The sequence below is a fragment of the Schleiferilactobacillus harbinensis DSM 16991 genome, from assembly GCF_000425885.1.
In the GTDB taxonomy this organism is placed as follows: domain Bacteria; phylum Bacillota; class Bacilli; order Lactobacillales; family Lactobacillaceae; genus Schleiferilactobacillus; species Schleiferilactobacillus harbinensis.
In genome coordinates this window covers 15,915-40,076 of the sequence record NZ_AUEH01000017.1, presented here as the reverse complement: position 1 = coordinate 40,076, position 24,162 = coordinate 15,915, and the positions used below count along the sequence as shown (strand labels likewise).

Genomic DNA, 24,162 nt, shown 5'->3' with positions numbered 1-24,162 from the left:
CTAACCGAAATTAACTTTCAGTATACCAGCATTCCGGTTAAAGCTGGCGGCCGTTGCTTTGAATCACCTGCTTCAGCCAGGCGTAACTGCGTTTGGGCACCCGGGCCATATCGCGCAGGTCGTGATTGCCGCGGTTGACGTAGACGACGCCGTAACGCTTTTCCATATCCCCTTGGGAACTGGGAATGTCGATCCAGCCCCAGCCGAGATAGCCGATCACCGGCACCCCGTCTTCCGTGATCGCGACTTGCAGGGCATGGAGATGGGCGCGATGGTAGAGAATGCGGTAGCCGTCGTCAATGGCGTCGGTGCCGTTCCAGCTTTCCTTCGCGGCGATGCCGTTTTCGATGGGGAAGATGGGCAGGCCGGTTTGCTGGTACAGGGCGTTGAGGGCGCTGCGGAATCCGGTGGGATCGATCTGCCAGCCCCAGGTGTTGGCATCCAGGTACGGATTTTTCTTCACGGCATACTGGTTGTACCAGTTGGGTGCGGTGTTGGCTGGCAGTTTGGTGTGGTCAAAGGTGCTGCTCCAGTAATAACTCATGGCCGCAAAATCGCTGCGGGCACCGGCTAATTCCGCCAGCTCACACTCTTTGAGAATATCGCCCATGCCATGGGTGCGCATGTAGTGGGCAACCTGGGGGATATAGGTCCCTTGGGTGTCCAGTCGAATGACGTTGTCGTTCACGAACGTGTGATATTGCTGGGTGATCCAGACATCCTGGGGATGGGGGGTGGCCGGGTAGATCTGCTGGTGGGCGATCATCGCCCCAATTTTGGCTTGGGGAAAATCAGCGTGGACAATTTGGGTCACCAGCGCATGGGCCAGAGCGACGTTGTGCTGGATCTGGTAAAGATCATGAAGCGTCTTGTCGCCGTGCAGGTAACCGGAAATAATGAAGCTGTCGGTCAGGCCATACAGATTCTGTTCGTTGAAAGTCAGCCAGTAGGGCACCCGATCGGCAAAGCGGCGCAGCATTTCCCGGGCGTAAACGACGACTTCCCGGCTGATGAAGCCATTGTACTTTTCCGCCAAAGCCAAGGGCATATCGAAATGGTAAAGACAGATCATAGGCGTGATGCCGGCAGCAAGCAAGTCATCGATCAGCCGTTCATAGAAGGCGATACCGGCTTCGTTGAAAGCCCCGGTACCGTTCGGCTGAACGCGGCTCCAGGAGATGGAAAACCGGTAGCAGGTCATGCCCAAGTCTTTCATCAGGGCGATATCTTCGGGGTACCGGTGATAGTCATCGATTGCCACTTGCCAGTCGCTGCTGTGGTCGGTGGCGGGGCGAATATCGTAGACCGAGCGGCCTTTGCCGTCGGCGTCCCAGGCGCCTTCGGTTTGCATGGTGGAGACGGAGTTGCCCCAGAGGAAATTGGCGGGGAAGGGGGTGTTGGGTGTCATGGTGTTTTATTTACTCCTTTTTCATGTTAACAACGGGTCAAACCGGTGAAGGTCTGGCCCGTTGCGATTAATATGCTGCAGTGTAAACTATTTCTTCCAGCGATCGTAAGCCGCTTGGTAGACTTTCACGTATTGGTCCACGTTCATGCCCTTGATTGTTTTCACGTATTTATCCCAATCGGACAATGGCGTCACACCGGTGATGAATTTGGCTTCGGATTCTTCCACAAGGGTCTGCAAGTCCGTGCTGATGGAACTGATGGAATCTTGTTCCTGCTTAGTCAGGTAAACCAGCGGATAGGGTACACGGGCATAGGGATCGATCTTTTCTTTTGTTTCGGTCCGAATGAACTTGGTGAAATCGTCAATGGCCGGAGCGTTGGGATCTTTGCGAATGCTGTATTGATCGCGGTCAGAGGCCAGCGCCGGGATGGTCAAACCATAATCGGGGGTGAGCTTGCTCCGTTTATCTTCAATGTTTTCCGGGGTCACACCCTTGGCAAAAACGCGGACGTCTTGACCCTTATCATTCTTGGCGCTCTTCCAGATGTAGCCTTCCGGCCCTTGATTCAGATAGACAGCACCCTTGTCGCTGTAGAAGTAGTCCACCCAGCGCAAGGAGGCCGCCGGTGAAGGATTATTCTTCGTAATGGCGAAGTCGCCCCGATTTAAGCGGGGATTACCCGGCACGACGGCCTTGGGCGAAACGTCGCTGGTCAGCGGCTGCCACATGGGATCAGCAATTGCTTGTTCTGGGGTCCGGCCGGTAGTGAAGTAGGAGAAGTAATCGCTGAAGACACCGAGCCGGTTGGATTGGCCCTTAGATTTCTTTTGGTCGTCGGATTGGGCGAAGGTGTCTTTGTCCAGCAGACCTTCAGCAAATAACTTATGCATGAAGGTCAGGTATTCCTTGTAGTTCTTAGTTGTCGGCGTGTAAACGACCTTGTCGCCGTTATTTTGGACCGTGTTACTGAGAAGGCCGAAGATGGACATCAGCCAGTAGCGGGAACTAGTCAGCTTGACGTCGCTCAAAGGGATCTCGTCAGCTTTGCCGTTGCCTTTGGGATCTTCATTCTTGAACCGTTTCAACAAGTCGTAGAATTCATCGGCAGTCTTCGGCAGGGTCTTGACGCCGAGTTTCTTCAACCAGGCGCCGTTATACCACAATTGTCCGATATACCAGGATGACGTAGCCCCCCGGGAAATCAGCGGCAGCGCATAGATGTGGCCATCTGGAGTGGTGATGGATTGGCGGATACTAGGATCCTTTTTCATTAATTTGTCCAGATTCGGCGCGTATTTGGGAATCAATTTCTCCAGCGGCAGCAGCTGCCCGTGTTCGCCATAGGACACTTCGTTGGCCGGCGTGAGGGCACTGCCGGCGCCGTAAATAATGTCCGGTAAATCTTGGGAGGCGAAGGCCAGGTTCAACTTTGTAGCGAAATCGGAACTGGGCGGGGTAGTGTATTTAAATTTGATATTGGTTTTCTTCGCGTAGTCGTTCAGCACGACCATGTCGTTCCAGTTGACAACGCCTGTGCTGGGAGCCATCAAGGTCATGGTCAGCGGTTTGTCAACGATGGGAAAACCAGTGGTGTTGACTTTGACATCACTTTTTTGAGCGGAGTTGGAATTCGTTGAACTGTTACAGCCGGCGAGAGCGAGCACTGCTAAAGCACTGAGGCCGACAGTGGCGAGGAAGCGGCGAATTTGCATGGTGGAACTCCTTTCTGAATTAACCCTTCAGGGAACCAATCAGGACGCCTTTTACGAAGAAGCGCTGAAGGAAGGGGTAGACGAGGATGACGGGCAGGGACGAAACGATCATGACACCGTACTTGATGACGGCCACAAGCTGTTCTTTACTGAACGCGGCCTGAGCAGCAGATTGGGTGACGGTGGCACCGGTGGCTGCTCCTTGCTGCAAGTCTTGCAGGACTAAGATTTGGCGTAGGACCATCTGTAAAGGGTAGAGGTTCTTGTTTTGCAGGTAAACCAGAGCACTGAAGTAACTGTTCCATTGGCCGACCCCATAGAATAGGGCCATCACGGCGATGATCGGGGCGGATAGCGGCAGAACGATCTTGAAGAACAGCTGGAAGTCAGTAGCGCCATCAACGATGGCCGCTTCCTGCATCTCCCAGGGAATGGAACTTTGGAAGAAGCTGCGGGTTACGATGATGTTGTAGATGCTGGCGGCACCGGGGATAATGATTGCCCACACGGTATTCACCCAGCCAAGGGCGCGGATGAGCAAGTAGGACGGGATCAGGCCGCCGCCGACAAACATGGTGACGAGCATGAAGTTGGTGAACCATTTCTTGCCAGAGAAGTCTGGGCGGGAAATGGCGTACGCACAGGGGATAGTCAGGGCCAGACTGACGAGTGTACCGGAGACCGTATAGAAAATGGTCATGCCGTAACCGCGCCAGATGTCGCCGTAGTTCAAGATGACTTTGTACCCCTCCAGCGTGAATCCATGGGGCAGCAGCCACATGGCGCCAGAATTGACTGACTGCAGGTCGGAGACGGAGGCGCTGACGATATAGATGAGGGGATAAAGTACGAGCAGGACAGCCAGGACAATGAAGATGAAGAGGAAAAACTTGAAGACTTTGTCGCCCCGGGTGTCTTTAATCAAGTGATTGGCATGCATCGAGAGTGCTCCTTTCTACCACAGACTATTGTCCGACACGCGCCGGGAAATCTTGTTCACGACGATCAAAAGAATGGCGTTGATGGCGGAGTTGAACAAGCCCACCGCGGCTGCATAACTGTATTGGCCGTCCAACAGCCCTTGCTTGTAGACAAAGGTGGCGATGACGTTGGAAGAGGATAGGTTCAGCGGATTCTGCAACAGCAGAATCTTCTCGTAGCCCATGGAGAACAGACTGCCGACGTTCAAGATAAGCAGAATGACCATGGTGGGAACGATGGCGGGCAGGTTGATGTGCCAGATTCGCTGAACTCGGCTGGCCCCATCGACGATGGCCGCTTCATGCAGCGCAGGGTCTACCCCGGCCAAGGCAGCCAGGTAAATGACGGACCCACACCCAGTCCCTTGCCAAACACCGGATAAGACATAAACGGTTTTGAACCACTTGGGATCGCTCATGAAGGCCAAGGGTTGAAACCCAAGGGCTTGAATCGCGTGGTTGATAATCCCGGTGGACGGGTCCAAGAAGGCGATGATCATCCCGCCCATGACCACGACGGAAATGAAGTTTGGTGCATAGGTGATGGTTTGGCTGAATTTCTTCCAGAAGCCATCTTTCATTTCGTTCAAGGCTAGGGCCAAAATGATGGGCAGCGGGAAACCAACAATCAACCCGTAAATCTGGATACCCAGCGTATTGCGAATCAAATCCCAAAAGTAGTAAGACTGGAAGAATTGGTTAAAGTACTTGAAGCCGACCCAAGGGGAGTTCCAGATGCCTAAGACTGGAACGTAATCTTTGAAGGCGATAAGCACCCCATACATTGGGATATAACTGAAGATCAGGAAACAGAGGAAGGTGGGCAGAATGAGGACATACAGCCGCCAGTTCTTCTTGATCCGTTTCAGGTCGAACAATGCGTGGCGCCGTTTCTTGGTGTTACTGGGTTTGACAATGCTTTGGGCGGAAGCCGCCATGACTGTCAACTCCTTTCTAATTTGGTGAGCCGCAACCCAGGACAGCGGCTTTGGCGCAGTGTCCCAGGCAGTTGAATGATCTGGTTGGCGAGCGGTAATGGCGCAGCGGTGAGGCCCAGGCGGGTGACCTGTGTGATTGACAGCGGCAGATGGAGCGATTTCAAATCGAGCTGACGATCGGGTACGCGCCGCTTGAAGAAAATATAGTAGGCGTGGTCGTCTTGGGTGATAGCCAGGTGCCGCTGCTGTGCCGCTTGCATGACAACCGGGCAGACCGGCCGGGTACCATAGATGCCAGCACCATTCAGCGCTAGCCAGCCGCCTAATTGTTTAAGCCGCTGGACCGCGGGGGCCGGCAGGGTGCCGTCTGCTTTGGGCCCCACGCCGAGTACGATATTGCCGCCCAGTGTAATGACCTGCAAGACATCACTCAACAGTTGGCCGAAGGGCTTGTAGTGATCGTAAGGCGCGTACCCCCAGTTGTTGGCCAATGGTAAATTGCTTTCCCAGGGCAAGGTTGGCCGCTGCGTGAGAGTCGGTACCTGCCGTTCCGGTGTCACGTATTCTTCGCAGCGCCCGCCCATGGTACGGTTTACCAGGAGCATTTCCGGCTGTTGATGTTGCAGCGCCGGCAGCAGGCGATCAAAGTTCAGCGGCTCGCGGGCGTTGCCGACCCAACCAGCGTCCAGCCACAGCATGCGCAACGGTCCGTACTGGGTGGCAATTTCTGTCAGCTGCTGGTGGACGAAATCAACGTAGCGCTGCCACCGAGCCGGATTGTTCGACGGCGCATAATCCGCTCCCCGGTGTTTAGGCTGACCGTTTGGCCGCCAATAATCCGGCTGGTGCCAGTCGGCCTTTGAATAGTAGGCGCCAACACCGATGCCGGCGGCACGCATTGCTTGGGCAAAGGGCGCAAATAGATCGGTTGTGGTATGGTAGTCGCTCGCGTTGGTGGTGTAGAGGGTATAACCGTCGTGGTGTTTCGTGGTGAAGATGGCGTAGCGTAGACCGGCTTGGCGAAACAAGCGCGCCCAGTGAGTCGGGTCGTAACGGGTAGGCGCAAAATGATCTGCCAATTGCCAATAGTCATGCTTCAATTGGGTCATGTTCGGCCGCCAAGCTTTGGGCCGGCGGGCCCAACCATCAGCGTCGGATAGTTGCCAGGACTCGACAATGCCGGCCTGACTATACAGCCCCCAGTGCAACAGCACCCCGATTTTTTGATCCTGGAACCAGGACCAGCGTTTTTGCAACGCTGTATAGTCGTTCAGGGGCAGTGCAGCGAAATCGGCCGGGGTCCACGCACCCGTTGCGACGGTTTCGATATCGCCGCGGTGAGTGTTCGTCATTTTTTCACCTCCTCGATTGCAAGCTCATCATACGGGCTGGCATGAAGCGCTTATAATATGTACTTCTTGTCACTATGTGGTTCTTAACCTTTGCTTGTCATTTGGCCGGGCATTCCGTTATACTGCGGTTGTAAGCGATCACAGATATAATGATTACGAAGGGAAGAAAATGCCATGCGCCGCTTTGCGGGGATTATCATCGTTGGTCTATTCATTGTTTTGGCTGTTGGCGGGTACTGGTTTTACGCCGTGGATCGAACCCCGGTGACGACTGAAGGACAGGCGGTGCAAACGGTATTAAAGAAAAACTTGACGGCTGTCAATCAAGGGGATGTCGCCGGCTATTTAGCCACGATCGTCCCCAGCCAACGGGCTAAGACGCGGGCCGCGGTGACCAAAGCGTTGACAAAGCGTCAGACCAAAGTGAAATTACGGCAGTTTCGGGTCCAAAAACAAGCTGGTAGTAGAATCGCGGCTAAAATCGATGAATTACAAACTGATCAGCGCAATGGCCAAGCCCAAGTATTGGAAGCCAATGTATCGTTCGAACGGCATCAAGGGCGTTGGTATATCGCCCAGTTGGTTGTCTTCAATGCCGTTCGGGCCCATTAAAATGACGGCAGAATGACAAGTATTGCTGCCGAATGTCTAGTACACTAGTATTGAAAGCGGATAACAAATGGAGCGGAGGATAAACATGATGCAATTGCATTTCACAGATTTACCCACAGATTTACGGGCTGGGGTAGCGATTATGGCCCCTCGCCTGGGATTTACCATTGGCGATACAGGGACCACGGTTAGTATCGCCAGTACCCCGAACGGCCCGTTGCAAGTGACGGTAGAAGAGGGTACCGCCCACATCGGTTATCCCACGCGGGCAGCGTTCTTCCGGGGGTTGACGGCCTTGGTCCACGCCCTGCAGCAGGATGAACCATTGGCCATCACCGAAACGCCCCGTTTTGAAACCGCCGGGCTGATGCTGGATATGTCCCGCAATGCAGCGCTGACGGTGGCCGGTTTGGAGGACATGCTGGCAGAAAGTGCTCGAGTGGGTTTGAACTCTGCCCTGCTTTATATGGAAGATGTTTATGCTGTACCCGAGTATCCCTATTGGGGCTACCAGCGCGGCCGCCTGACCCAGGACGAACTGCGAGCCGTGGATGATTTTGGTGATGCACTGGGAATCGAAGTTATTCCGTGTATCCAGACGTTAGCTCATTTGCTCAATCCGATGAAGTGGCCATTCATGAATGATATTCGCGATACGCCGGGAATCTTGCTGGTGGATGAACCGAAGACCTACGCGTTTTTGCGGACAATTATTCAGGCGGCGAGTGCGCCGTTTCGGACAAAGAAGATCCATATCGGGATGGATGAAGCCCATGAATTGGGACGGGGCGTCTATCAAGATCGGCACGGGTTAGTTGATCGGACAGAGATTATGCTGAAGCATGTCAAGCAAGTCACAGCAATTACGGCCGAATTGGGTCTGCATCCAATCATGTGGAGTGACATGTGGTTTGAAGCTGCAGGGTATGGTTATGATAATCCGCAGACGCGTTTCCCGGAGGCTTTGAAAGCGGCTATTCCCGACGTGGAGTTGATGTATTGGGACTATTACCGCGATGATGAGACACTCTACGAGCAGCTGATTGCGAAACATCAAGAGCTCGGCCGCCCGGTGAGCTTGGCGACAGGTGTGTGGACGTGGAACGGTATCGCCCCGAATTACGGCAAGACAATGGCGACGATGGATGCTGGCATGGTGGCAGCGAAGGTTATGGGCCTGAAGACAGTTTATGCCACGATGTGGGGCGATGATGGCGGCGAAACACCTTTTACTGCCGCTGCCCTGGGCATTCAAAACTTTGCTGAGCAGGTCTATCACCAAGTTGTCCGTCCTGGGATATTGGCCACTGCGTTTGCGCGATATCAAGGGAAGAAAGCCGCTGACTATCTGGTCCTGGATCAGTTCGATCAATTGCCTGAATTGACCCCGCACAATCCGGCGGCGACAAATCCCAGCAAGATCGTGCTCTATGAGGATCTGCTCAGTCCAGTATTTGCGGCGAACACCGCCCATGTAGATTTACTAGGCCATTACCAACAGCTGGCTGCCCAATTGCAGAAGATCGTAATCAAAGGCCAGCCGGATCAAGCTGGACAGGACATCTTTGTTTTCTACTCGTTCTTAGCCACTGCTTTGGTGCGGAAACTGCAAAGTATTGCCGCTATTCGTCAGGCCTATGACGCTAAGGATCGAGCAGCAATGGGAGTTGCTGTCGCCGGCCTGAACGAGTTGCGGACGGCCCTTACGGCGCTGCGCGATGCCCATCGGACGTGTTGGTTTGCCCTATACAGTCCGTTTGGCTGGGAGGTCTTGGATATTCGCTATGGTGGACTGCTCAGTCGGGTGGATTCGGTGCAATGGCGGTTGCAGTAATGGATTAAAGGCAGCATCGATGAGTTGGCTGAATTGGCCGAACCGCAACTGCCTGTCGGGGATGTGACGGCGGCCAGCATTGGCCACGGCTTGTACAATGAGATAGCGTCAGTCAGCAAGATCAGCGGGGTTTAATGCTTTTTCCACCTATCTTTTGACAACTTAACAGAACCATTACCTCCCGAAAGGAGTGGCCATGATGAATGAACCACGGGGTATTATCCGGTTATCGGTGAGGGTGGGACAAACACTGCTGCTCGGAACAAAGCTGCAAGTGTTGTTTATTCTGTTTACGCTGCGCGGTGGTTTAGTGCTGGGTCTCTTTCCAGCATTAGCAACGTGTACTAAGGTGATCTTGCGCCGCCTGGCAGCCAAGCCAGCAGATGTCGGGGCGTTATTTGGGGACCCCCGGGATACATGGCCAGCATTATATCAGGAGTTTCGCCAGTTCTATCGCCAGTCCTTCTGGGAAGTGAATGGAATCGGTTATCTGGGTGTGCTGGCCGTTGTCGTGTTGGTGATTGATTTGGCGGTTAATGCCGCTTTCTTGCGCTCGGCCCGCTGCAATATGGATTGATTGTGTTGCTGATCATAGTGCTGTCCTATTGGCTGTATGTGCTGACCATTTATGGCCGTTACAATTTACGCTTCTGGCAGTACTTCCGCCAAGCTCTGATTATCTCGGTGGCCCGGTTCACGAATACCTTAGCAATTATTGTGGGTTCAGTGCTGGCCACGGTATTGCTGGTGATTTTTCCCGCCCTGAGCCTGATTGCCCTGGTGCCGCTGTATCTGGCGCCTACCGTGTGGTTCTCGTATCAGTCGTGTCTGCATGTGGAAGCGGTGCTCCATTATGCGGCTTAGTCCGCTGGCGCACTGGCGGCCGCAAAGATTGTTGTGGACGTATCTAGTGTCGTTTTTGCTGATTTTTATCCTGCCCGTCTTTGTGCTGACCGCCAATTGGTTGAATCGGGAGTGGCAGGATCAGAGGACAGAACAGACTGCCCAGCAGGAACGTACACTAAGGGCCATGACCACTGAAATCGATGATGCGGTGAACCATATGCTGGTGACCACGAATCAAATGGCGCTGGACCACGCCCTGGCCCCCACGAATCAGGAGTATTCTGCGGTGCGCAGTGTGACCGCAGCGTTGGCCCGGTATGATTTGAGCAGTCCGCTGATCAACAAGATTTTTGTGTACTTGACGAGTCAGCCAGATGTTTTCTTTGCAGCTGATGGCACGTACGATGTCGCTCCAACGATGTACAAATATGGAATACTGGCCGGCCGGGCGGGGGTGAAGGCCGAGCAGAATCTGCTGCACACGCTGCGGCCCCAATTGCTGTATACACCCACGGCAAATCCGGAGCGGGGACAGTTGACGTTGGCGGTGCCAATCACCGCGGCCCCGGGCGCCCACTCCCGAGGAACAGCGTTCTATGTTTTGAATACCACGGCGGTACGAGAGCAGCTGCAAGCAGCAGCACCGTCAGCGAACCAAACCTTGGCCTTGGTTGTCGGGCAGGGACGAATTACCGCTAAACCGGTAGTGGCAGGGAAATCGCTGCCCCAAAGCACGCGTTGGTCAGTGTGGCAGGCACTGACAAAGGAGAATCGCTTGACGGTTACGCGGCAAGCCGGCCAAGGCCGGCTGTTTAACGTGGTTTCGGTAACCACTAAACCATCACCGTGGCCGCCATTATTGTCTTTGCTGGTTCAATATGCCTGGCTATTTGCTGCGCTGCTTGTTGGCGGCGATTGTTCCGGGAACAGCTGCTCAGCCGGTGGATTTGCCGCGGCTGGCGGCCGCTATGCGAGCGGTAATCACTGACCAACGGACCTTGGCCGCCCAGGAACAAGTACGGCTGCCCTTTGTTCGCAATCAAGTATTGGCGATGCTGGTCAACGGCCGGTTGGCCGACGAACAGACCGTGCAGCGGCTGCTGAATTTGGCGCAGGTACACTTCTTCCACCCGCGCTTCCTAGTTGGCATTCTGCCGGATACACCGGCTTTGGCAGAAAAGGTGTTGGGCGATCCAGTGGTGGCAGCCGCCCAGACCGTGTATTTCATTCACCCTAGCGATCAGGCGCAACTCATTGTACTGGTCAATGACGATGGGCAAACACCGCCAGCCGCGGTGTTGGGGGCCGTGCAAGCTCAGTTAGGCAGTGCTCCGATGTTTGCGGGCCGTTCGGTCACCACGCCGACTGCCCTGCACGACGCCTATATTGAGGCAGTGACGGCCCAGATGACGAATCGGCCTCGGCCCGGGGAAACTGTGAGCTTCTATCAAGATCAAGGAGCACTGCAGTTATTTGATGCGGCCAATGAGTTGAAACTGACCAACGCTTTAGCCCAGGGAAACAGCGTGATGGCCCAGGAGGCCTTTGTCGCTTTGTTTAATCAAGCCAGCCAAAACTGGTCGCCTACAGCCCGCTTCGATTTACCCATGGCTAATCTGATCAGTCAAATTCTGAAAGCAGATTATCATAAGAATCGTCAAGTCAATACAGCACTAGTCCAGCAGCTCTTAGCTGCACCATCCTTCAGCGTGCTCTACGCTCTATTGCGCCAAACGGGGCATGCGTTGACCGCCGCTGCGCCTGCACCGGTGGTTAAAGATAATGGCGCCGAGTTGCAGACGTATATCGCCGCCCACGCTAGTGATCCTACTTTGTCACTGGTCGATGTCGCCGATCATTTCAACTTATCGGTGCCTTATGCGAGCCGGCATATCAAGGAAATTACCGGGATGACCTTCACGACCTACGTTCAAGATATTCGGATGGAACGGATTCAAACCGCTTTGGAAACGACTGATATACCCATTAAAGATATCGTGACGGCGAATGGTTATTACGATGTGGCCAATTTCACCCGGAAGTTCAAGAAACTATTGGGCGTCACCCCTGGCCAGTATCGTCAATTGCATAAAAAGCCGGCCAGTGCTGCGGATGACGGGCTGGTCTCATAACAGGGGCAGCAGAACCTGGTATGATAGACCCAAAGACTCAATAGAAATGAGATGGTGCGTCATCGCCAAGGATGATACCCAATGGCGCTTAGCCGAAGCGTTAAAAAAAGACATGGAAACCATGCCGGTGGACCGGATCACGATTGGCCTGCTCACCCAGCAGGCCAAAGTTACCCGGAACACGTTTTACTACCACTTCACTGACATTTACGATCTATTGGAATGGATCTATGAGCAGGAAGTGGTCACCCAGCTGTCCGGGTACCTCAAAGTAGATCGCTGGCAGACGGCGTATCGGATGATTCTGGATTATATTGCCGCGAATCAGCAGTTCTGTTTGCAGACCTTCCGTTCCGTGGGCCGCGATCTATTGGAGAACTTCCTGTACTCTGCGGCCAGCAGCATGGTCCGCGGGGTGGTAGAGGATGTGGACCCCCAGGCGCCGGCGATGCTGGAACAGAGTATCGTGAATTTCTACGGCTGGGCGCTGGTGATGCAAGTGGTGCAATGGCTGCGCAATGATTTGCAGGAAGCACCGGCGGATCTGATTCGCCGGGCGGAGATCATGCTGGACGGCAGCGTGGCCAACGCCATCAAGAATAGCCAGGCACAATAGTTAAGAAATAGACAATTTGGGCAACTGCCCAAGGTTGTCTATTTTTTTTGCGCAACTGCCGGCATAGACTATAACTGTTGAAACGAATTGGTCTCTGCGAAAGGAGTCGTTACTCATGAAAAAAGGTACAGTATGCAAATTGCTCGTCGCATCGGCGTTGATCGCGGCTACGGCGTATTTAGCGAGAAAATCAGAATTATTCACGGATGACGCGGCCGCTTATGCCCCGTTTGAACCGAAACAAGATTAATAAGGAGGCAGCATAATGGCTCGCAAACAAAAAGCAATCATGATCGGTGCCGGTTTGGCCAACATGGCGGCAGCGGTTTATTTAATTCAAGAGGCGCATTGGTCTGGGGATAATATCACGTTCTATTCCCTGGACGATCACGGGAGTAACGACGGCTCCAGTGCCACGACCCAGGCGGATGAATATTGGAACAAGAACCATCCGTTGGAAAATACCAAGGGTTACGTGGCCCGGGGCGGCCGGATGCTCAACTACCGGACGTATGTTGATTTGATGGACTTGCTGGACCGCATTCCCAGTGTCACCGAAGAGGGCATGACGGCGGCAGAAGATACCCGCGATTTTGACGCCAAACACCGGACTTTCGATAAGGCTCGCTTGCTGGAGGGCGGCAAAGGCATCATCAACGGTGGCCACCTGGGTTTGGATAACAAGGACCGGATGCTCCTGACGAAGCTGGTGATGATGCCGGATTCTGAGGAAGAAAAGCTGGACAATGTATCAATCGCCGACTACTTCGCCGATGATCCGCATATGTTCCAGACGAATTTCTGGTACATGTGGGAAACTACTTTTGCCTTCCGCGTCCAAAGCGCCGCCCAAGAACTGCGCCGCTATATGCACATGATGATCTATGAGTTTACTCAGATCGAGCACTTGGTTGGTGTCAATCGGACCCGGTACAACCAGTACGAAAGCATTATGCTGCCGCTGGTCAAGTATTTGCAGGACCAGGGTTGTCATATTGTGCTGAACCGCCGGGTCACAGACTTTGATTTCCAAGACACGCCGATGCAGGATGAGATCACAGTCACTGGCATCCACATGACGAATACCGAGACCGGAGACGAAGAACACGTTGATGTGCCCGACGATACTGCTGTGCTGTTCACCAATGGCTCGATCACCGATTCCACGACGATGGGGGATTACGATACCCCGGCGGGTGAAAACATGGACTACGGTGCCGCCGCGTCCCTGTGGAAGAAAGTTGCCGAACGTTTCTACAACGTAGGCAATCCTGACAAATTCTTTGCGGATCGCAACGCCAGTGAATGGACCAGCTTCACTTTGACCACAAAGAATCATCTGCTGCTGGAAGAAATCTCCCGGATCACCACTCAGCAGCCGGGGAATGCCCTGAACTCCTTCTTGTCCACGACGCCGATCACCAATCTGGGTCAAAAAGACGTGAACATGTCCATCGTGGTCCACCATCAACCCCACTTCACGACGCAGAAGCCGAATGAAACAGTCATTTGGGGCTACTTCCTGTATCCCCGCCGGCACGGCGAGTTTATCGATAAGCCGTATATCGAAATGACCGGTAAAGAAATGGCCCAGGAATTGATTGGCCAATTGGCCAAGGTCGATCCGGGTCCGGGGAACATCAAGGACAAGGAAGACGAGATCCTGGCCAGCATCATCAACAATATTCCAGTACACATGCCCTATGCGTCCGCGTTGTTTAATAACCGGGCCAAGAGCGATCGGCCGCTGGTGATTCCGGCCCACTCCACGAATCTGGCCTTCACCGGCGAGTTCGCGGAGCAGCCGTTCCAGATGGTCTTCACGGAACAAAGCGCTGTCCGTTCCGGCGAAATTGCGGCCTATCACTTTGCGGGCATTCCAATGTCCCACTTAGTGAAGACCCCGCGCTACGACAAGGATATCCCGACCTTGTTGCGGGCATCAAAGAAAATGTTTGAATAATTTTTGGTAGTAGAAAAGCGCTTGGCCATTTCCCCGGCCAAGCGCTTTTCATTACTCATTTTCTTGATGTTCGTCGCGATAGTGCTCCATTTTTTCATGGAAAGTCTGCTCAGAGATGCCGTACGCCGTGAAGGTAATGGCGTTGGCACCAGCGGCGATCGTGGCACTGATCTGTTCATCGGTGCGGCCGCCGGAGGCAATGATCGGGAAGTTGGGATCCGTGTCTTTCAGCGTCTCCCGTACCCAGCGGACCAAGTCGGCGGTGTCTTTGCCGCCGGCGACATTGAAGGCATCAACGCCGGCATGGACCCGGGAAATCAGATCGGTATTGCGGTTGACCACGGTGTAAATGATCGGGACGTCCACGATCCGCTCCACGCTGGCAATGGTCGTCATGGTGGCCGGAGCGTTCATGACGACAGCCTGGGCGCCGTTTTCTTCCGCAAATCGGCCGACGGTCGCAGAACGCAGGCCCTTCGTCAGGCCGCCGCCGATACCGGCGAGAATGGGCACGTTAGATACCCGGCTGATGGCATCGAGGATGCGGGTGTTCGGCGTCCAAGGATAGACGGCTAACACGGCATCGGCGTCACAGTTGGCAATCACGGCCACATCAGTGGTGTAGACGATACTTTTGATGCGCTGGCCAAACAAGCGAATGCCAGACGCGTTGCGAATGACTTTCGGTGATTCCACAATGTCTTGGCGCAGTTGGGAAGTGAGGTTGGGGACAGTCTTCAAGGGACGATCCATAAATATAAAGCTCCTTTCGCGATACCAGATGATTGCTTGATAATACGCTAATTACTGGGCGCGGCGCAAGTTCTTTAAGCGCAATTCGGGAATAAAAAGAATGACCAGAATGAAGTTCAAGGCGAGACAGCCGGCAGTGAAGAGAAAACACCCGTTATAGTCGAACAAACTGGTGACGAAGCCGCCCATCAGTGACCCAATGACACTGCCCAGTGCCTGAAAAGACTGGTTCCAGCTGAACACTGTCCCAGTATAATCCTGGGGTGTGCCCTTGGACAGCAAGGTCTGGACAGTGGGAAACAGGGCGCCATCGGAAACACCGATCATCAACCGGAAGAAGGCTAAGGCCCAGACACTGCCGACGATACCCTGGGGAATATACATGAGCACGGCAAATATGTAGCCGAAAATTAAAATCTTACCACTGCCGTACCGGTCCCCCAGCCGGCCCAATCGGGGGGCGGCAATTAAGTTGGAAATACCAGGCAGCGCGGCGATCAGACCCGCCACCAGAGCGATGGGCCCGACGTTATGCATCAGTTCTTTGACGTACAGGCTGATGATCGGATAGACCGACATGTTGCCGACCTGAATGATCATGGTCGAAATCAGCAGGGTCATGATCGCTTTGGGGTTTTTGACCTGACTCAACAGGGATGGCCGCTTCTGTTTGTTCAATAATGCCGGACTCGGCTGATAGTGCTCGTGGACCAGAGTCAGACTTAAGAAGAACACGATGAGCAGCAGGAATCCGGTGATGACGAAGGTCAGCCGGATGGAGAAGACCTGGGCAAGAAAGCCGCCCAAAACGGGCCCAATCAAGTTCCCAGACACCATCCCGGTGGTCAAAATACCGATGGCCGCCCCGCTGTGTTCCTTCGGCGTTTCGGTTGCAATCAGGGCACTGGCGTTGGGAATATACCCGGACACGAGGCCCTGCAGCGCCCGCAGGCCGATCAAGGCCCAAATATTGTGGACAAAGCCGGTGGCGCCAATGATGAACGCCATGCCGAGACTGGAGCGCAGCAGCATCAGCTTGCGCCCGCGCCGGTCGGCCAGCCGGCCCCACAGCGGCGACACGAGGGCCACGACCAGGAAGGTGGCAGCGAACGTTACCCCGGAATACATGGACAGCTCGCTCTTGGTGAAGTCGCCCATTTCTGACACATAGAGGGACAGAAATGGGGAGATCTCGCTGAAGCCCATGCCGGCAATGAACGTCCCCAGCCAAAGGACAGCCAAGTTCCGCTGCCACCCTTGTAAATCGCGTAATCCTCGTAGTCTTTTCACAAAAAAATCCTGCTTTCAATCAGAGTGTATAACTCCCATTATAGGCAGGGTCGTCAAGGTTGGTCTAGAGCCATTTATTTTGTTGGGCCAAATGGACCGCTTCCATCCGGTTGTGGACGGCGAGTTTGCTGAAAATAGCGGAAAGATAATTGCGGACGGTTCCTTCTGACAAAAAGAGAACCGCGGCGATTTCTTTAGTGCTGGCACCGTCGGCCGCGGCGCGGAGTACATCCATTTCTCGCTCAGTCAGGGGATTCTTGCTGGCGGTGACCATGTTCTGCACCAATTCAGGGGAATAAATCGTGGCGCCGGCATGGATCTTGCGGATATCCGCGACCAAATCATCACTGGGCAAATCTTTCAGCAAGTAGCCGTTGACCTGGGCCTTGACCGCCCGTTCGAAGTAGGCTTGCTGGGCGAAAGTCGTGAGGATAATGACCTTCGTTTTGATACCCGCCTGGTGGATCCAATCGGCCACGTCCAGCCCAGTGGCTTTGGGCATTTCAATATCCAGGATGGCAATGTCCGGTATTTCCCGGGAAATGTCCAGCCAGGCCTGCTGGCCGTCGGCGGCGGTGCCCAGTACGTGGAGGTCATCTTCCAAATCTAATAGTTGGGCCAGCGCAGAAGCCAGCAGGCTTTGGTCTTCAGCTAAATACAAACTGATCATGCGCTGTGCGACTCCTTTCTTGGCAATGTGGCCGTGACCAGGGTGCCGATGTGATTGGCGACGATGGTCAAGCTGCCCTGTTCCTGTTCCACCCGTTCGATCATGCCGCTGACGCCATGGGAGTTGGTGCGGTGGTAATCTTTGCCAATCCCGTTGTCCTGCACGGCCATCCGGTATTGGTCCGGGGTGACCGTGAACGTTACCGTCACTTGACGGGCATGGCTGTGGCGAATCACGTTGGTGATCGCCTCCTGCAAAACGGCAGCCAGGGTGACCTGACATTTGGTCGGCCAGGCATCGGCGGCTTGCTCCCCCTCGGTGTACAGGGCAATGCGAGTTTCCCGCAGGTTCTTTTCCTGGGCAAGGAGCACGTCGGCCAGACTCTCTTGACGCAGGTCGTTGACGATGTTGCGTACCAGCTGCAGGTTCTGGCGGCTGGTCGCGGCAATGTCCTGGAGTTCGCCGGCCACTTTGTCCGGCTGCTTGGCCAACAGTTTTTGGGCCAATTGGGCTTTCACCGTGATCATGGAGAAGGACTGGCCGAGGTTGTCGTGCAGGTCTCGGGCAATTCGTTCCCGTTCCCCCCGGCGCACCACCGCTTCCAGGCGGCTATTGGACTGGGCCAGCCGGATCGAGCGGGTGATGGATTTGGAGAAGGAATAGGAAAAGATAGGCGAGACAGCGGGAAAGATGAAGGCCCAGATAGCGCCGCCACTCCAGCTACTCCAGTTAATGGTGGTGTGCTGCCAATACAGTACAGCGATACCAATGATCAAGGAGCCGTAGTAAGCGACGAGAAAAGCGGCAAAGAGGCGCTTGGGATAATTGCTCAGAATCGAGGCCACCTGCCAGCCGGGGAAGATCAGCAAATAGAAGCCCTGGGCAAAGATGGCAAACAAACAGCAGGCCAAGACTTCCAGGGGAATCGTGACGCGCCAGGTGTTCGGTCGTTCCATGACCAGAATATAATTGACCAGGAACACCCCCGCCACAGCCAGCCAAAGGTAATCGCTGGGCTGCTTGGGGGGCAGATAATCAAGAATTGAATAGGGAAAATAGAGCAGCCATACATAGCCGATCACGCGGCCCATGTGGCTATTGTACGGATGCCTGGCTTTCTTTGCTGCCATGCTGGATCACGACCTTTGCCTTTTTCTGCCAGGTAGCCAGGACAAAGAGCAGGATGATCATGCCCCCGGCCCAGCCGGCTATGCCCATCATATCATGAGCGGGCAGGCTTTGACCGGCCAAAAAGCGGGTCAAGAGGTGATTCGTGAGATAAGTCGGGGTCACTTTGCCGATGGCCTGGGCCCAAGTCGGCAGGAGGTTCAGGGGCCACCAGAGGCCACTGATGATGGCCAGGGGGAATGAAGTCAGGTTGCTCAAGACATTCAGCAGTTCGACGGATTGGACGCGGGAGTACAGCACACCGAGGATCATCAGCGGGATGCTGCCCAGGACTGCAATCACCAGCACGCCCAGCCCCGTGGTCAAGGACAGGGTCACCTGGTTCACGAAGACCGCCACGAGCATAATCGCTAGCGCCGACAGGGCGTTGAGCAGGCCCATCAGGGTGATTAGCGAGGCGTAGTAATAGGTTGTTCCGCTGGGAGTTAGCTGCAGAGTCTGCACCAGGCCCACCTGCCGATCATGCTGCATCAGCGCCGCCAAACTGAACAAGGCACCGATGACGACACTGTAGACGATCATGCTGCCCATGTAGCTGCGGGCAAAGGCCGTCATCTCACTGGCGGTACCAAAACTCATCACTTTGGTGAAGAGAATATAGAAACCGATGGGCATGGCGATGGCAAAGAACGTGTATTGCGGGTTGCGCAGGAACAGCCGCTTGGCATCAAACTGCAGTTGGTTGAGAAACTTCTTCATTTTTGTCGTCTTCTTTCACTAAATCGAGGTAGATGGTTTCCAGAGATTGGCGGGTGGCCGTGAAGTGGTGCAGATCGGGGAAGAAAGGCACCAGGGCCTGCACCGTGAGATCGGTGTCTTGACTGGGCAAGGTGAGGTGATCGGCCGTCGCGGCCACCTGGGTGACACCAGGCAGGTGGGAAAAGGTGGCCGGGGGCAGCGGTGTGGTGAAGCTGATCTGGCCGCCGTTGTGGGCCGCTTGAAGCTGGTCCCAGCGGCCGACATAAGCGAAGCGGCCCTGACGCAGGATGGCGATGCGGTCGGCCACGTGCTGGATCTCTTCTAAATAATGGCTGGTGATGATGATCGTGACGTGCCGCGCCCGCATGCGGCTGATCAGGTCCCAGAATTCCTGGCGGGCCTGGGCGTCCATGCCCACAGTGGGTTCATCCAGGAAGAGCAGCTGCGGCTGGTGGACAATGGCACAGGCGAAGGTCACCCGGCGCAGTTGACCGCCAGAGAGGGTAGCGACGTTTTGGTTAGCTTGGGCGGTGAGGTTCGTCAGGGCCAGGACCTCGCTGGTGGGCAGCGGGTGGGTGTATTGGTCGCCAATCAAACTGATCAGCTCGGCAACATGCACCCGGGGCAGCTTCAGGTTGCCCTGCAGCATGGAGCCGGTGGCCGCTTTGGCGGTCGGGTTGCCCGGCTGCCCGCCGAACACGGTGATCCCGGCGGCGTAGGGCAGGATGCCCTGGATCAGGTTCAGCAGGGTGGTTTTACCCGCGCCGTTGGGGCCGACCAGGCCAATGATCTCACCGGGTTGAATGGTCAAGTTAATGTCCCGCAGGACAGGTTGTTTATTGTAGGCAAAGGCCACGTGGTTCAGGCTAATAATAGGGTTTGGCATGACAGACCTCCTTAGAATAAATGCAGGGTGTACTTGAGGATAAACAGAACTGGGATGAAAATACCCCAGACAGCTGCGTGCAGCATCCGGAAATTCGAGTTGTGCCACGGATTCGCTGGCTGCTTGTCAGCCGCTTCGTTGTTAATGTACTTTTTCATGATCGATAACCTCCGTTTGTTTTGCTCTTCTTGATGTACTTAGAATATAAGAAAACCGGCGGGGCCAGTAGTAAGGACTGTCATGACTTGCACATGACAAATGTCACGGACAAAAAAGCACCAGCCGTTTCACGTGAAACAGCCGGTGCTTGGGGGTCTGCAGTTCAATTGATCTTGCGTTTTGGATTCAAAATATTCATCGGGTCGAACAGTGCCTTGATCTGATGTTGTAAATAGTCCACATCTGGTCCCAATTCAGCATTGTTCCATTGATTCTTGATCATTCCGACGGCGTGTTCGCCGGAAATCGTCCCGCCTAGCGCAAGCGTCTTGTGGAACATGGCTTGCAGTGCCTCGACGATTTTTGGCGGCACGTCTTTTTCATCCGCTGGCCAAACCAGCGTGGGGTGTACGTTGCCGTCACCAGCGTGGCCGGCGGTATAGATCTTCAGCCCGAGCTGGGCACCTAATTCAGCAATGTAATCCATCATCGGCGCCAGTTGCGACAACGGCAGGGCCATATCTTCCATGATGTGGTTCTGCCCGGCAAAAACGGCCGGCAGCATATCCCGCCGCATTTGCTGCAGATCAGCCTGAGCCTGCGGATCCGTCGTTACACTGATGTGCGTGCCCTGGTGCGTCGTCAGCATCTTCTCCAGCAGTGCTTCGGTTTCAGCCGTACTGCTGTCGATGCGGAAAATCAGCATGGATTCGTTGTTGTCGGCGTAATGGGTGTGCCGATACGTATCCAGCGCCGCGACCGTGTTGCCGTCTAGGGCTTCTAACATCGTGGGACCGATGCCGGAAATCCGAATCGCCGCGACAGCTTCGGCCAGTTGGGTCATCGTCGGGAAGAACGCCATACCCATCAGCGGCGTTCCCAGCGGAATGGGCAACAGTTTCACCGTAATTTCCACGACAATCCCCAGCGTACCCTCAGAGCCGATAAAGAGTTGCGTGAGATCATAGCCAAAAGCCTGCTTTAAGGTTCGCCCGCCGACTTTGATTTCCCGCCCGTCGGCCAAAACAACTTTGAGACCAAGAATATTGTCCTTAGTGGCGCCATAGCGTACGGTGCTCATACCGCCAGCGTTGGTCGAAACGTTGCCGCCGATACTTGAAATCAGTTTTGACCCAGGGTCGGGGCGTAGAACATCCCTTGTTTGCGCGCTGCCTGATCCAGGTCGCCGTTGATCACGCCGGGTTCGACCACAGCCAGAGAATCGGCCTTACTAATTTCCAGAATGTGGTTCATCGTGATTGTAGAAAGGATAATACTGCCGGGAATCCCATCCGCCCCGATGACGGTACTGGTATGGGCAGATTGCGGTACGATCGGAATATGGTACTTGCGCGCCGTCGCCAAAGCGCCTTGGATATCCGCTGTATTTTGGGCTTCGACAATGGCCAAGGCTAATCCCGCGCCCTCACCGGTCATGTTCTCACTGTAAGAATACTTCTTCAGCTCGGCCGGATCCGTGACGACGGCGCCAGCACTGACTCGACTGCGCAGATCCTGCAGAATATCAGTATTTGAAAATGCGGCAAATGTTGCCATCGATGATCACTTCTTTCGTTGACTTCGAGTTTATTGTCGGCATCGGGGGAGGAAGATACAAGAATTTTAGCTTAGCTAAGCAAAGTATAAGGGGAGTGCATCAGAGTTTTGGTATACTGCACCGTTGGAAAGCGAATTCATTAGGCTGGCCAGAAAGGCGGGGATTTTGATGATGGTCGGACGCAAAGTAACCAATGCAGAGGTAGTGCTGCCATTCATCGAGTTGCTGATCATATTAGGGGTGCTCTTACACGGGTGGGTGCAGACAGTCATGCCGTGGTTCGCTACGATGATGGTCCCGCTCACCGTGATTGTACTGCTTTGGACCTGGCTGACGGCGTGGCGTCATGATGGGCAGTGGCCATTAGTGGACCACATCATGATGTCTGTGCTGATTCTGCTTTGGCTGGCTGATTTGTACAGTCGGATGATGCTTTCAGGATTGATCTATGATCGTGTCGATGGTATCGCCATTATTGCCTTGGCACTTTATTGGATTATCCACGGCGTTGGTTCTAATTGGGCGGCGAATCATTCGCGAAAGAGCATCAAATAAAAGAATTCAAAATAAGCGTTGCATCCGCCGAGTAATTGGCCGATACAACGCTTATTGGTTATTGCGGCGGTTGTAATTGCGAAATCTGCTGGCGGTACAACGGGGTGCGGTTGAGCTGCCAGATAAACAGTGCCAGCACTGCGATAATCAGAATGCTGTTAATGCCCCAATACAGGATGGGTTCACGAAAAACGGGACAGTAGTGCAGCAGAAAGCCAAAAATGGATGCGGCGCTGCTCAAGACACACCACGAAAGCGGCACAATTCGAAGCGGACGCATTAACCACGCCATCAAGAGGAATAACAGCGGCATGAGCACAAGCAGAGCGGCAGCCACCGGCCAAGTGGACAACAAAATAGCTAAATGGGAAGGTGGTTGGTGCGTAACCAAGGCGTAGCCTACTGAAGCAAGCGGTAAAGATAGGAACAACAGGAGAAACAAGATGATTCGATGCTGGTCAAATGAGACGATCCACGGCAAGAAAGCCATGATAATAAACATCCAGCTTCCCACCAGACTGCCCCAATCAAACTGGATGGTCGGTTGTAATATCGCCGGATAAATCGTGTAGCTCATCAACATACTGAACAAAGGAATAAAGAATACCAGCTTTTCACTAAGACTGGCCGCTGGAATGGTTTCTGCAATTGCCTTGGCGGCAGCCTGGGCGTCCGCACCGAAATACTGACGTGCCGAGCGGCCATGGGTCTGAGCGTCAGCCGCATTATCAATCACGTCCGCAATCGTCTCTTCTAACGCCAGATAATCTTTTTGCGGCTGGTTGCGCAGATACCCAACCAGCTCTTCGATGTAAAGATGGTTCAGGCCTTTAAGCCGGGTCATACGGGCGTCGTTCTCTTTTTCGATCTTTGTCTTCATTATAGTGCGCCTCCTTGGGTCAGTTGGTCCATCGCAGCAGCAAGCTGCATCCATTGCTGGGCAAATAGTGCTGCGTCTCGCTCGCCGGTGGCTGACAGGTGATAGTATTTGCGATCCGGTCCCGTGGTGGAAGGATGCCGGACGCCAATGATTTGTTTATTGCGCTGCATTTTCAGCAGCAAAGGATAAATGGTCCCTTCAGGTATGTCACCGAATCCCAGCGTACTTAATTTCTCGTGGAGGGCGTAGCCGTAAATTTCGCCTTGTCTGATGATCAATAGGATCGCGCCTTCGAGAATCCCTTTGAGCATTTGGGAGGGAATACGTTCACCAGCCATCACGTCGCCGCCTTTCCAGTACCTTGTAAAGCAAAGTATACAAAGCTGGCGGTACCTTGTCAAACAATGTAGCTAAAAAAGCGGGGCATATTGTTTTCCCTGAACCAGTTGGATTTGCTATGCTGGAGATGTACTTGGTAATCAATATAAGTTATGGAGGCGCGATTGATGAGCAAGACACAATTCCCCAAGACCCAAGCCCAACTGAACCAGTTGGTGGCCGATTTGATGCAGCTGCAGACGAACATTCAGCAGATCCACTGGTACATGCGCGGCCGGAATTTCTTCCGCCTGCACCCGCTGATGGACGAGTACAAGGACCAGATGGCGACCATGCTGGATGAGATTGCCGAACGGCTGATTGCCTTGGGCGGGACACCCTATGCGACGACCCACGAATTTATTGACCACACCGGGTTGCCGGATGAAAAGATCGGCTGGAATCAGTACAGCCTGTCGGACCTCATGGATCGCCTGCGCAAGCAGATCGAATACTTGCGGGATCAGTTCCAGAAAGGCATCGAGATTACTGATGATGAGAAGGACTTCCCGACTCAGGATATGTTGAATGGGTACAAGGCGGACATGGATAAGATTATTTGGATGCTGAGTGCTTATTTGGGAGAAGGTCCGTTGGCTGATTAAGAAGTGCGGGGTTAAAATGTCTAAAATCGGCATTTTGCCTTTTTGAGTATTAAATACCCAGGTACTAAACGCAAAAACGCCAATATTTGCATTTACGCTGATCAATTTCGCGTGACAAATGCAAATATTGGCGTTTTTTCGATT

General features: G+C 54.1%; 25 protein-coding genes and 1 pseudogene. 11 read left to right on the top strand and 15 right to left on the bottom strand.

Going from position 1 to position 24,162, the window contains the following annotated elements:
• Window positions 1-37: 37 nt before the first annotated feature.
• The 5 genes from H627_RS0106765 to H627_RS17340 form a co-directional block, all read right to left on the bottom strand.
• A complete protein-coding gene (locus tag H627_RS0106765) occupies window positions 38-1,408 on the bottom strand; it encodes a glycoside hydrolase family 1 protein (RefSeq protein WP_027828332.1) in 1,371 nt (456 codons plus the stop codon).
• Window positions 1,409-1,495: 87 nt separating this feature from the next.
• Window positions 1,496-3,124 (bottom strand): extracellular solute-binding protein, encoded by a 1,629-nt coding sequence (locus H627_RS0106760; protein WP_027828331.1) that lies wholly within the window; start codon window positions 3,122-3,124, stop codon window positions 1,496-1,498.
• A 19-nt stretch (window positions 3,125-3,143) separates the two neighbouring features.
• Window positions 3,144-4,064, bottom strand: a complete 921-nt coding sequence (locus tag H627_RS0106755) for a carbohydrate ABC transporter permease (RefSeq protein WP_027828330.1) — start codon at window positions 4,062-4,064, stop codon at window positions 3,144-3,146.
• 15 nt (window positions 4,065-4,079) lie between these two features.
• Window positions 4,080-5,042: an ABC transporter permease gene (locus H627_RS0106750; RefSeq protein WP_035440154.1), complete on the bottom strand. Its 963-nt coding sequence runs from the start codon at window positions 5,040-5,042 to the stop codon at window positions 4,080-4,082.
• A gap of 5 nt (window positions 5,043-5,047) precedes the next feature.
• On the bottom strand, window positions 5,048-6,394 hold the full coding sequence (locus H627_RS17340; protein ID WP_051225243.1) for an alpha-L-fucosidase: 1,347 nt from the start codon (window positions 6,392-6,394) through the stop codon (window positions 5,048-5,050).
• A gap of 174 nt (window positions 6,395-6,568) precedes the next feature.
• On the opposite strand from H627_RS17340, the gene H627_RS0106740 reads away from it, so the two are divergent.
• The 9 genes from H627_RS0106740 to H627_RS0106700 all read left to right on the top strand — a co-directional run bounded on the left by H627_RS0106740 (window position 6,569) and on the right by H627_RS0106700 (window position 14,397).
• Window positions 6,569-7,006, top strand: coding sequence for a hypothetical protein (locus H627_RS0106740; RefSeq protein WP_027828328.1), 438 nt, complete (start codon window positions 6,569-6,571; stop codon window positions 7,004-7,006).
• Between the two features lie 85 nt (window positions 7,007-7,091).
• On the top strand, window positions 7,092-8,840 hold the full coding sequence (locus H627_RS17335) for a beta-N-acetylhexosaminidase (RefSeq protein WP_162143229.1): 1,749 nt from the start codon (window positions 7,092-7,094) through the stop codon (window positions 8,838-8,840).
• Between the two features lie 199 nt (window positions 8,841-9,039).
• Window positions 9,040-9,417 (top strand): DUF624 domain-containing protein, encoded by a 378-nt coding sequence (locus tag H627_RS0106730; RefSeq protein WP_027828327.1) that lies wholly within the window; start codon window positions 9,040-9,042, stop codon window positions 9,415-9,417.
• Window positions 9,418-9,422: 5 nt separating this feature from the next.
• The gene (locus tag H627_RS0106725) at window positions 9,423-9,704 is read left to right on the top strand and encodes a YesL family protein (protein ID WP_152319421.1); all 282 of its coding nucleotides are present in this window, start codon (window positions 9,423-9,425) and stop codon (window positions 9,702-9,704) included.
• Window positions 9,694-10,674 (top strand): hypothetical protein, encoded by a 981-nt coding sequence (locus tag H627_RS0106720; RefSeq protein ID WP_027828325.1) that lies wholly within the window; start codon window positions 9,694-9,696, stop codon window positions 10,672-10,674. The genes H627_RS0106725 and H627_RS0106720 overlap by 11 nt, the downstream gene beginning before the upstream one ends.
• Entirely contained in the window at window positions 10,565-11,818 is a 1,254-nt protein-coding gene (locus H627_RS0106715; protein ID WP_081674740.1) for an AraC family transcriptional regulator, read from the top strand. Before H627_RS0106720 ends, H627_RS0106715 begins: the two co-directional genes overlap by 110 nt.
• Before the next feature lie 46 nt (window positions 11,819-11,864).
• On the top strand, window positions 11,865-12,434 hold the full coding sequence (locus H627_RS0106710) for a TetR/AcrR family transcriptional regulator (protein ID WP_063515850.1): 570 nt from the start codon (window positions 11,865-11,867) through the stop codon (window positions 12,432-12,434).
• A 115-nt stretch (window positions 12,435-12,549) separates the two neighbouring features.
• The gene (locus tag H627_RS20020) at window positions 12,550-12,684 is read left to right on the top strand and encodes a methanol dehydrogenase (protein ID WP_121499945.1); all 135 of its coding nucleotides are present in this window, start codon (window positions 12,550-12,552) and stop codon (window positions 12,682-12,684) included.
• 15 nt (window positions 12,685-12,699) lie between these two features.
• The gene (locus H627_RS0106700) at window positions 12,700-14,397 is read left to right on the top strand and encodes an oleate hydratase (protein ID WP_027828322.1); all 1,698 of its coding nucleotides are present in this window, start codon (window positions 12,700-12,702) and stop codon (window positions 14,395-14,397) included.
• Window positions 14,398-14,448: 51 nt separating this feature from the next.
• On the opposite strand, the gene H627_RS0106695 is transcribed toward H627_RS0106700, so the two are convergent.
• From H627_RS0106695 to H627_RS17330, 8 genes and pseudogenes are all read right to left on the bottom strand, one after another.
• On the bottom strand, window positions 14,449-15,150 hold the full coding sequence (locus H627_RS0106695) for a beta/alpha barrel domain-containing protein (protein ID WP_027828321.1): 702 nt from the start codon (window positions 15,148-15,150) through the stop codon (window positions 14,449-14,451).
• A 51-nt stretch (window positions 15,151-15,201) separates the two neighbouring features.
• Complete coding sequence (locus H627_RS0106690; RefSeq protein WP_027828320.1) at window positions 15,202-16,440, bottom strand: MFS transporter; 1,239 nt, start codon at window positions 16,438-16,440, stop codon at window positions 15,202-15,204.
• A gap of 64 nt (window positions 16,441-16,504) precedes the next feature.
• Window positions 16,505-17,110 carry a response regulator transcription factor gene (locus H627_RS0106685; RefSeq protein ID WP_027828319.1) on the bottom strand — a complete coding sequence of 202 codons (606 nt, stop codon included), beginning with the start codon at window positions 17,108-17,110 and terminating at the stop codon, window positions 16,505-16,507.
• Window positions 17,107-18,240 (bottom strand): sensor histidine kinase, encoded by a 1,134-nt coding sequence (locus tag H627_RS0106680; protein WP_226999221.1) that lies wholly within the window; start codon window positions 18,238-18,240, stop codon window positions 17,107-17,109. The genes H627_RS0106685 and H627_RS0106680 overlap by 4 nt, the downstream gene beginning before the upstream one ends.
• Window positions 18,206-18,997, bottom strand: a complete 792-nt coding sequence (locus tag H627_RS0106675) for an ABC transporter permease (protein WP_027828317.1) — start codon at window positions 18,995-18,997, stop codon at window positions 18,206-18,208. The genes H627_RS0106680 and H627_RS0106675 overlap by 35 nt, the downstream gene beginning before the upstream one ends.
• Complete coding sequence (locus tag H627_RS0106670; RefSeq protein ID WP_035440149.1) at window positions 18,966-19,883, bottom strand: ABC transporter ATP-binding protein; 918 nt, start codon at window positions 19,881-19,883, stop codon at window positions 18,966-18,968. Before H627_RS0106670 ends, H627_RS0106675 begins: the two co-directional genes overlap by 32 nt.
• Window positions 19,884-19,894: 11 nt before the next feature.
• A complete protein-coding gene (locus tag H627_RS20015) occupies window positions 19,895-20,041 on the bottom strand; it encodes a hypothetical protein (protein WP_155827899.1) in 147 nt (48 codons plus the stop codon).
• A 164-nt stretch (window positions 20,042-20,205) separates the two neighbouring features.
• Window positions 20,206-21,599, bottom strand: a pseudogene (locus H627_RS17330) (FAD-binding oxidoreductase).
• A 169-nt stretch (window positions 21,600-21,768) separates the two neighbouring features.
• Here H627_RS17330 and H627_RS0106660 point away from each other — a divergent pair.
• Window positions 21,769-22,155 (top strand): hypothetical protein, encoded by a 387-nt coding sequence (locus H627_RS0106660; protein ID WP_027828315.1) that lies wholly within the window; start codon window positions 21,769-21,771, stop codon window positions 22,153-22,155.
• 58 nt (window positions 22,156-22,213) lie between these two features.
• Here the strand turns inward: H627_RS0106660 and H627_RS0106655 are convergent, their stop codons facing one another.
• Both H627_RS0106655 and H627_RS0106650 read right to left on the bottom strand, forming a co-directional pair.
• Entirely contained in the window at window positions 22,214-23,035 is an 822-nt protein-coding gene (locus tag H627_RS0106655) for a hypothetical protein (protein WP_027828314.1), read from the bottom strand.
• Entirely contained in the window at window positions 23,035-23,373 is a 339-nt protein-coding gene (locus tag H627_RS0106650) for a PadR family transcriptional regulator (protein WP_027828313.1), read from the bottom strand. Before H627_RS0106650 ends, H627_RS0106655 begins: the two co-directional genes overlap by 1 nt.
• A gap of 168 nt (window positions 23,374-23,541) precedes the next feature.
• Between H627_RS0106650 and H627_RS0106645 the strand changes: the two genes are divergently transcribed.
• Window positions 23,542-24,018, top strand: a complete 477-nt coding sequence (locus tag H627_RS0106645) for a Dps family protein (protein WP_027828312.1) — start codon at window positions 23,542-23,544, stop codon at window positions 24,016-24,018.
• Window positions 24,019-24,162: the final 144 nt, after the last annotated feature.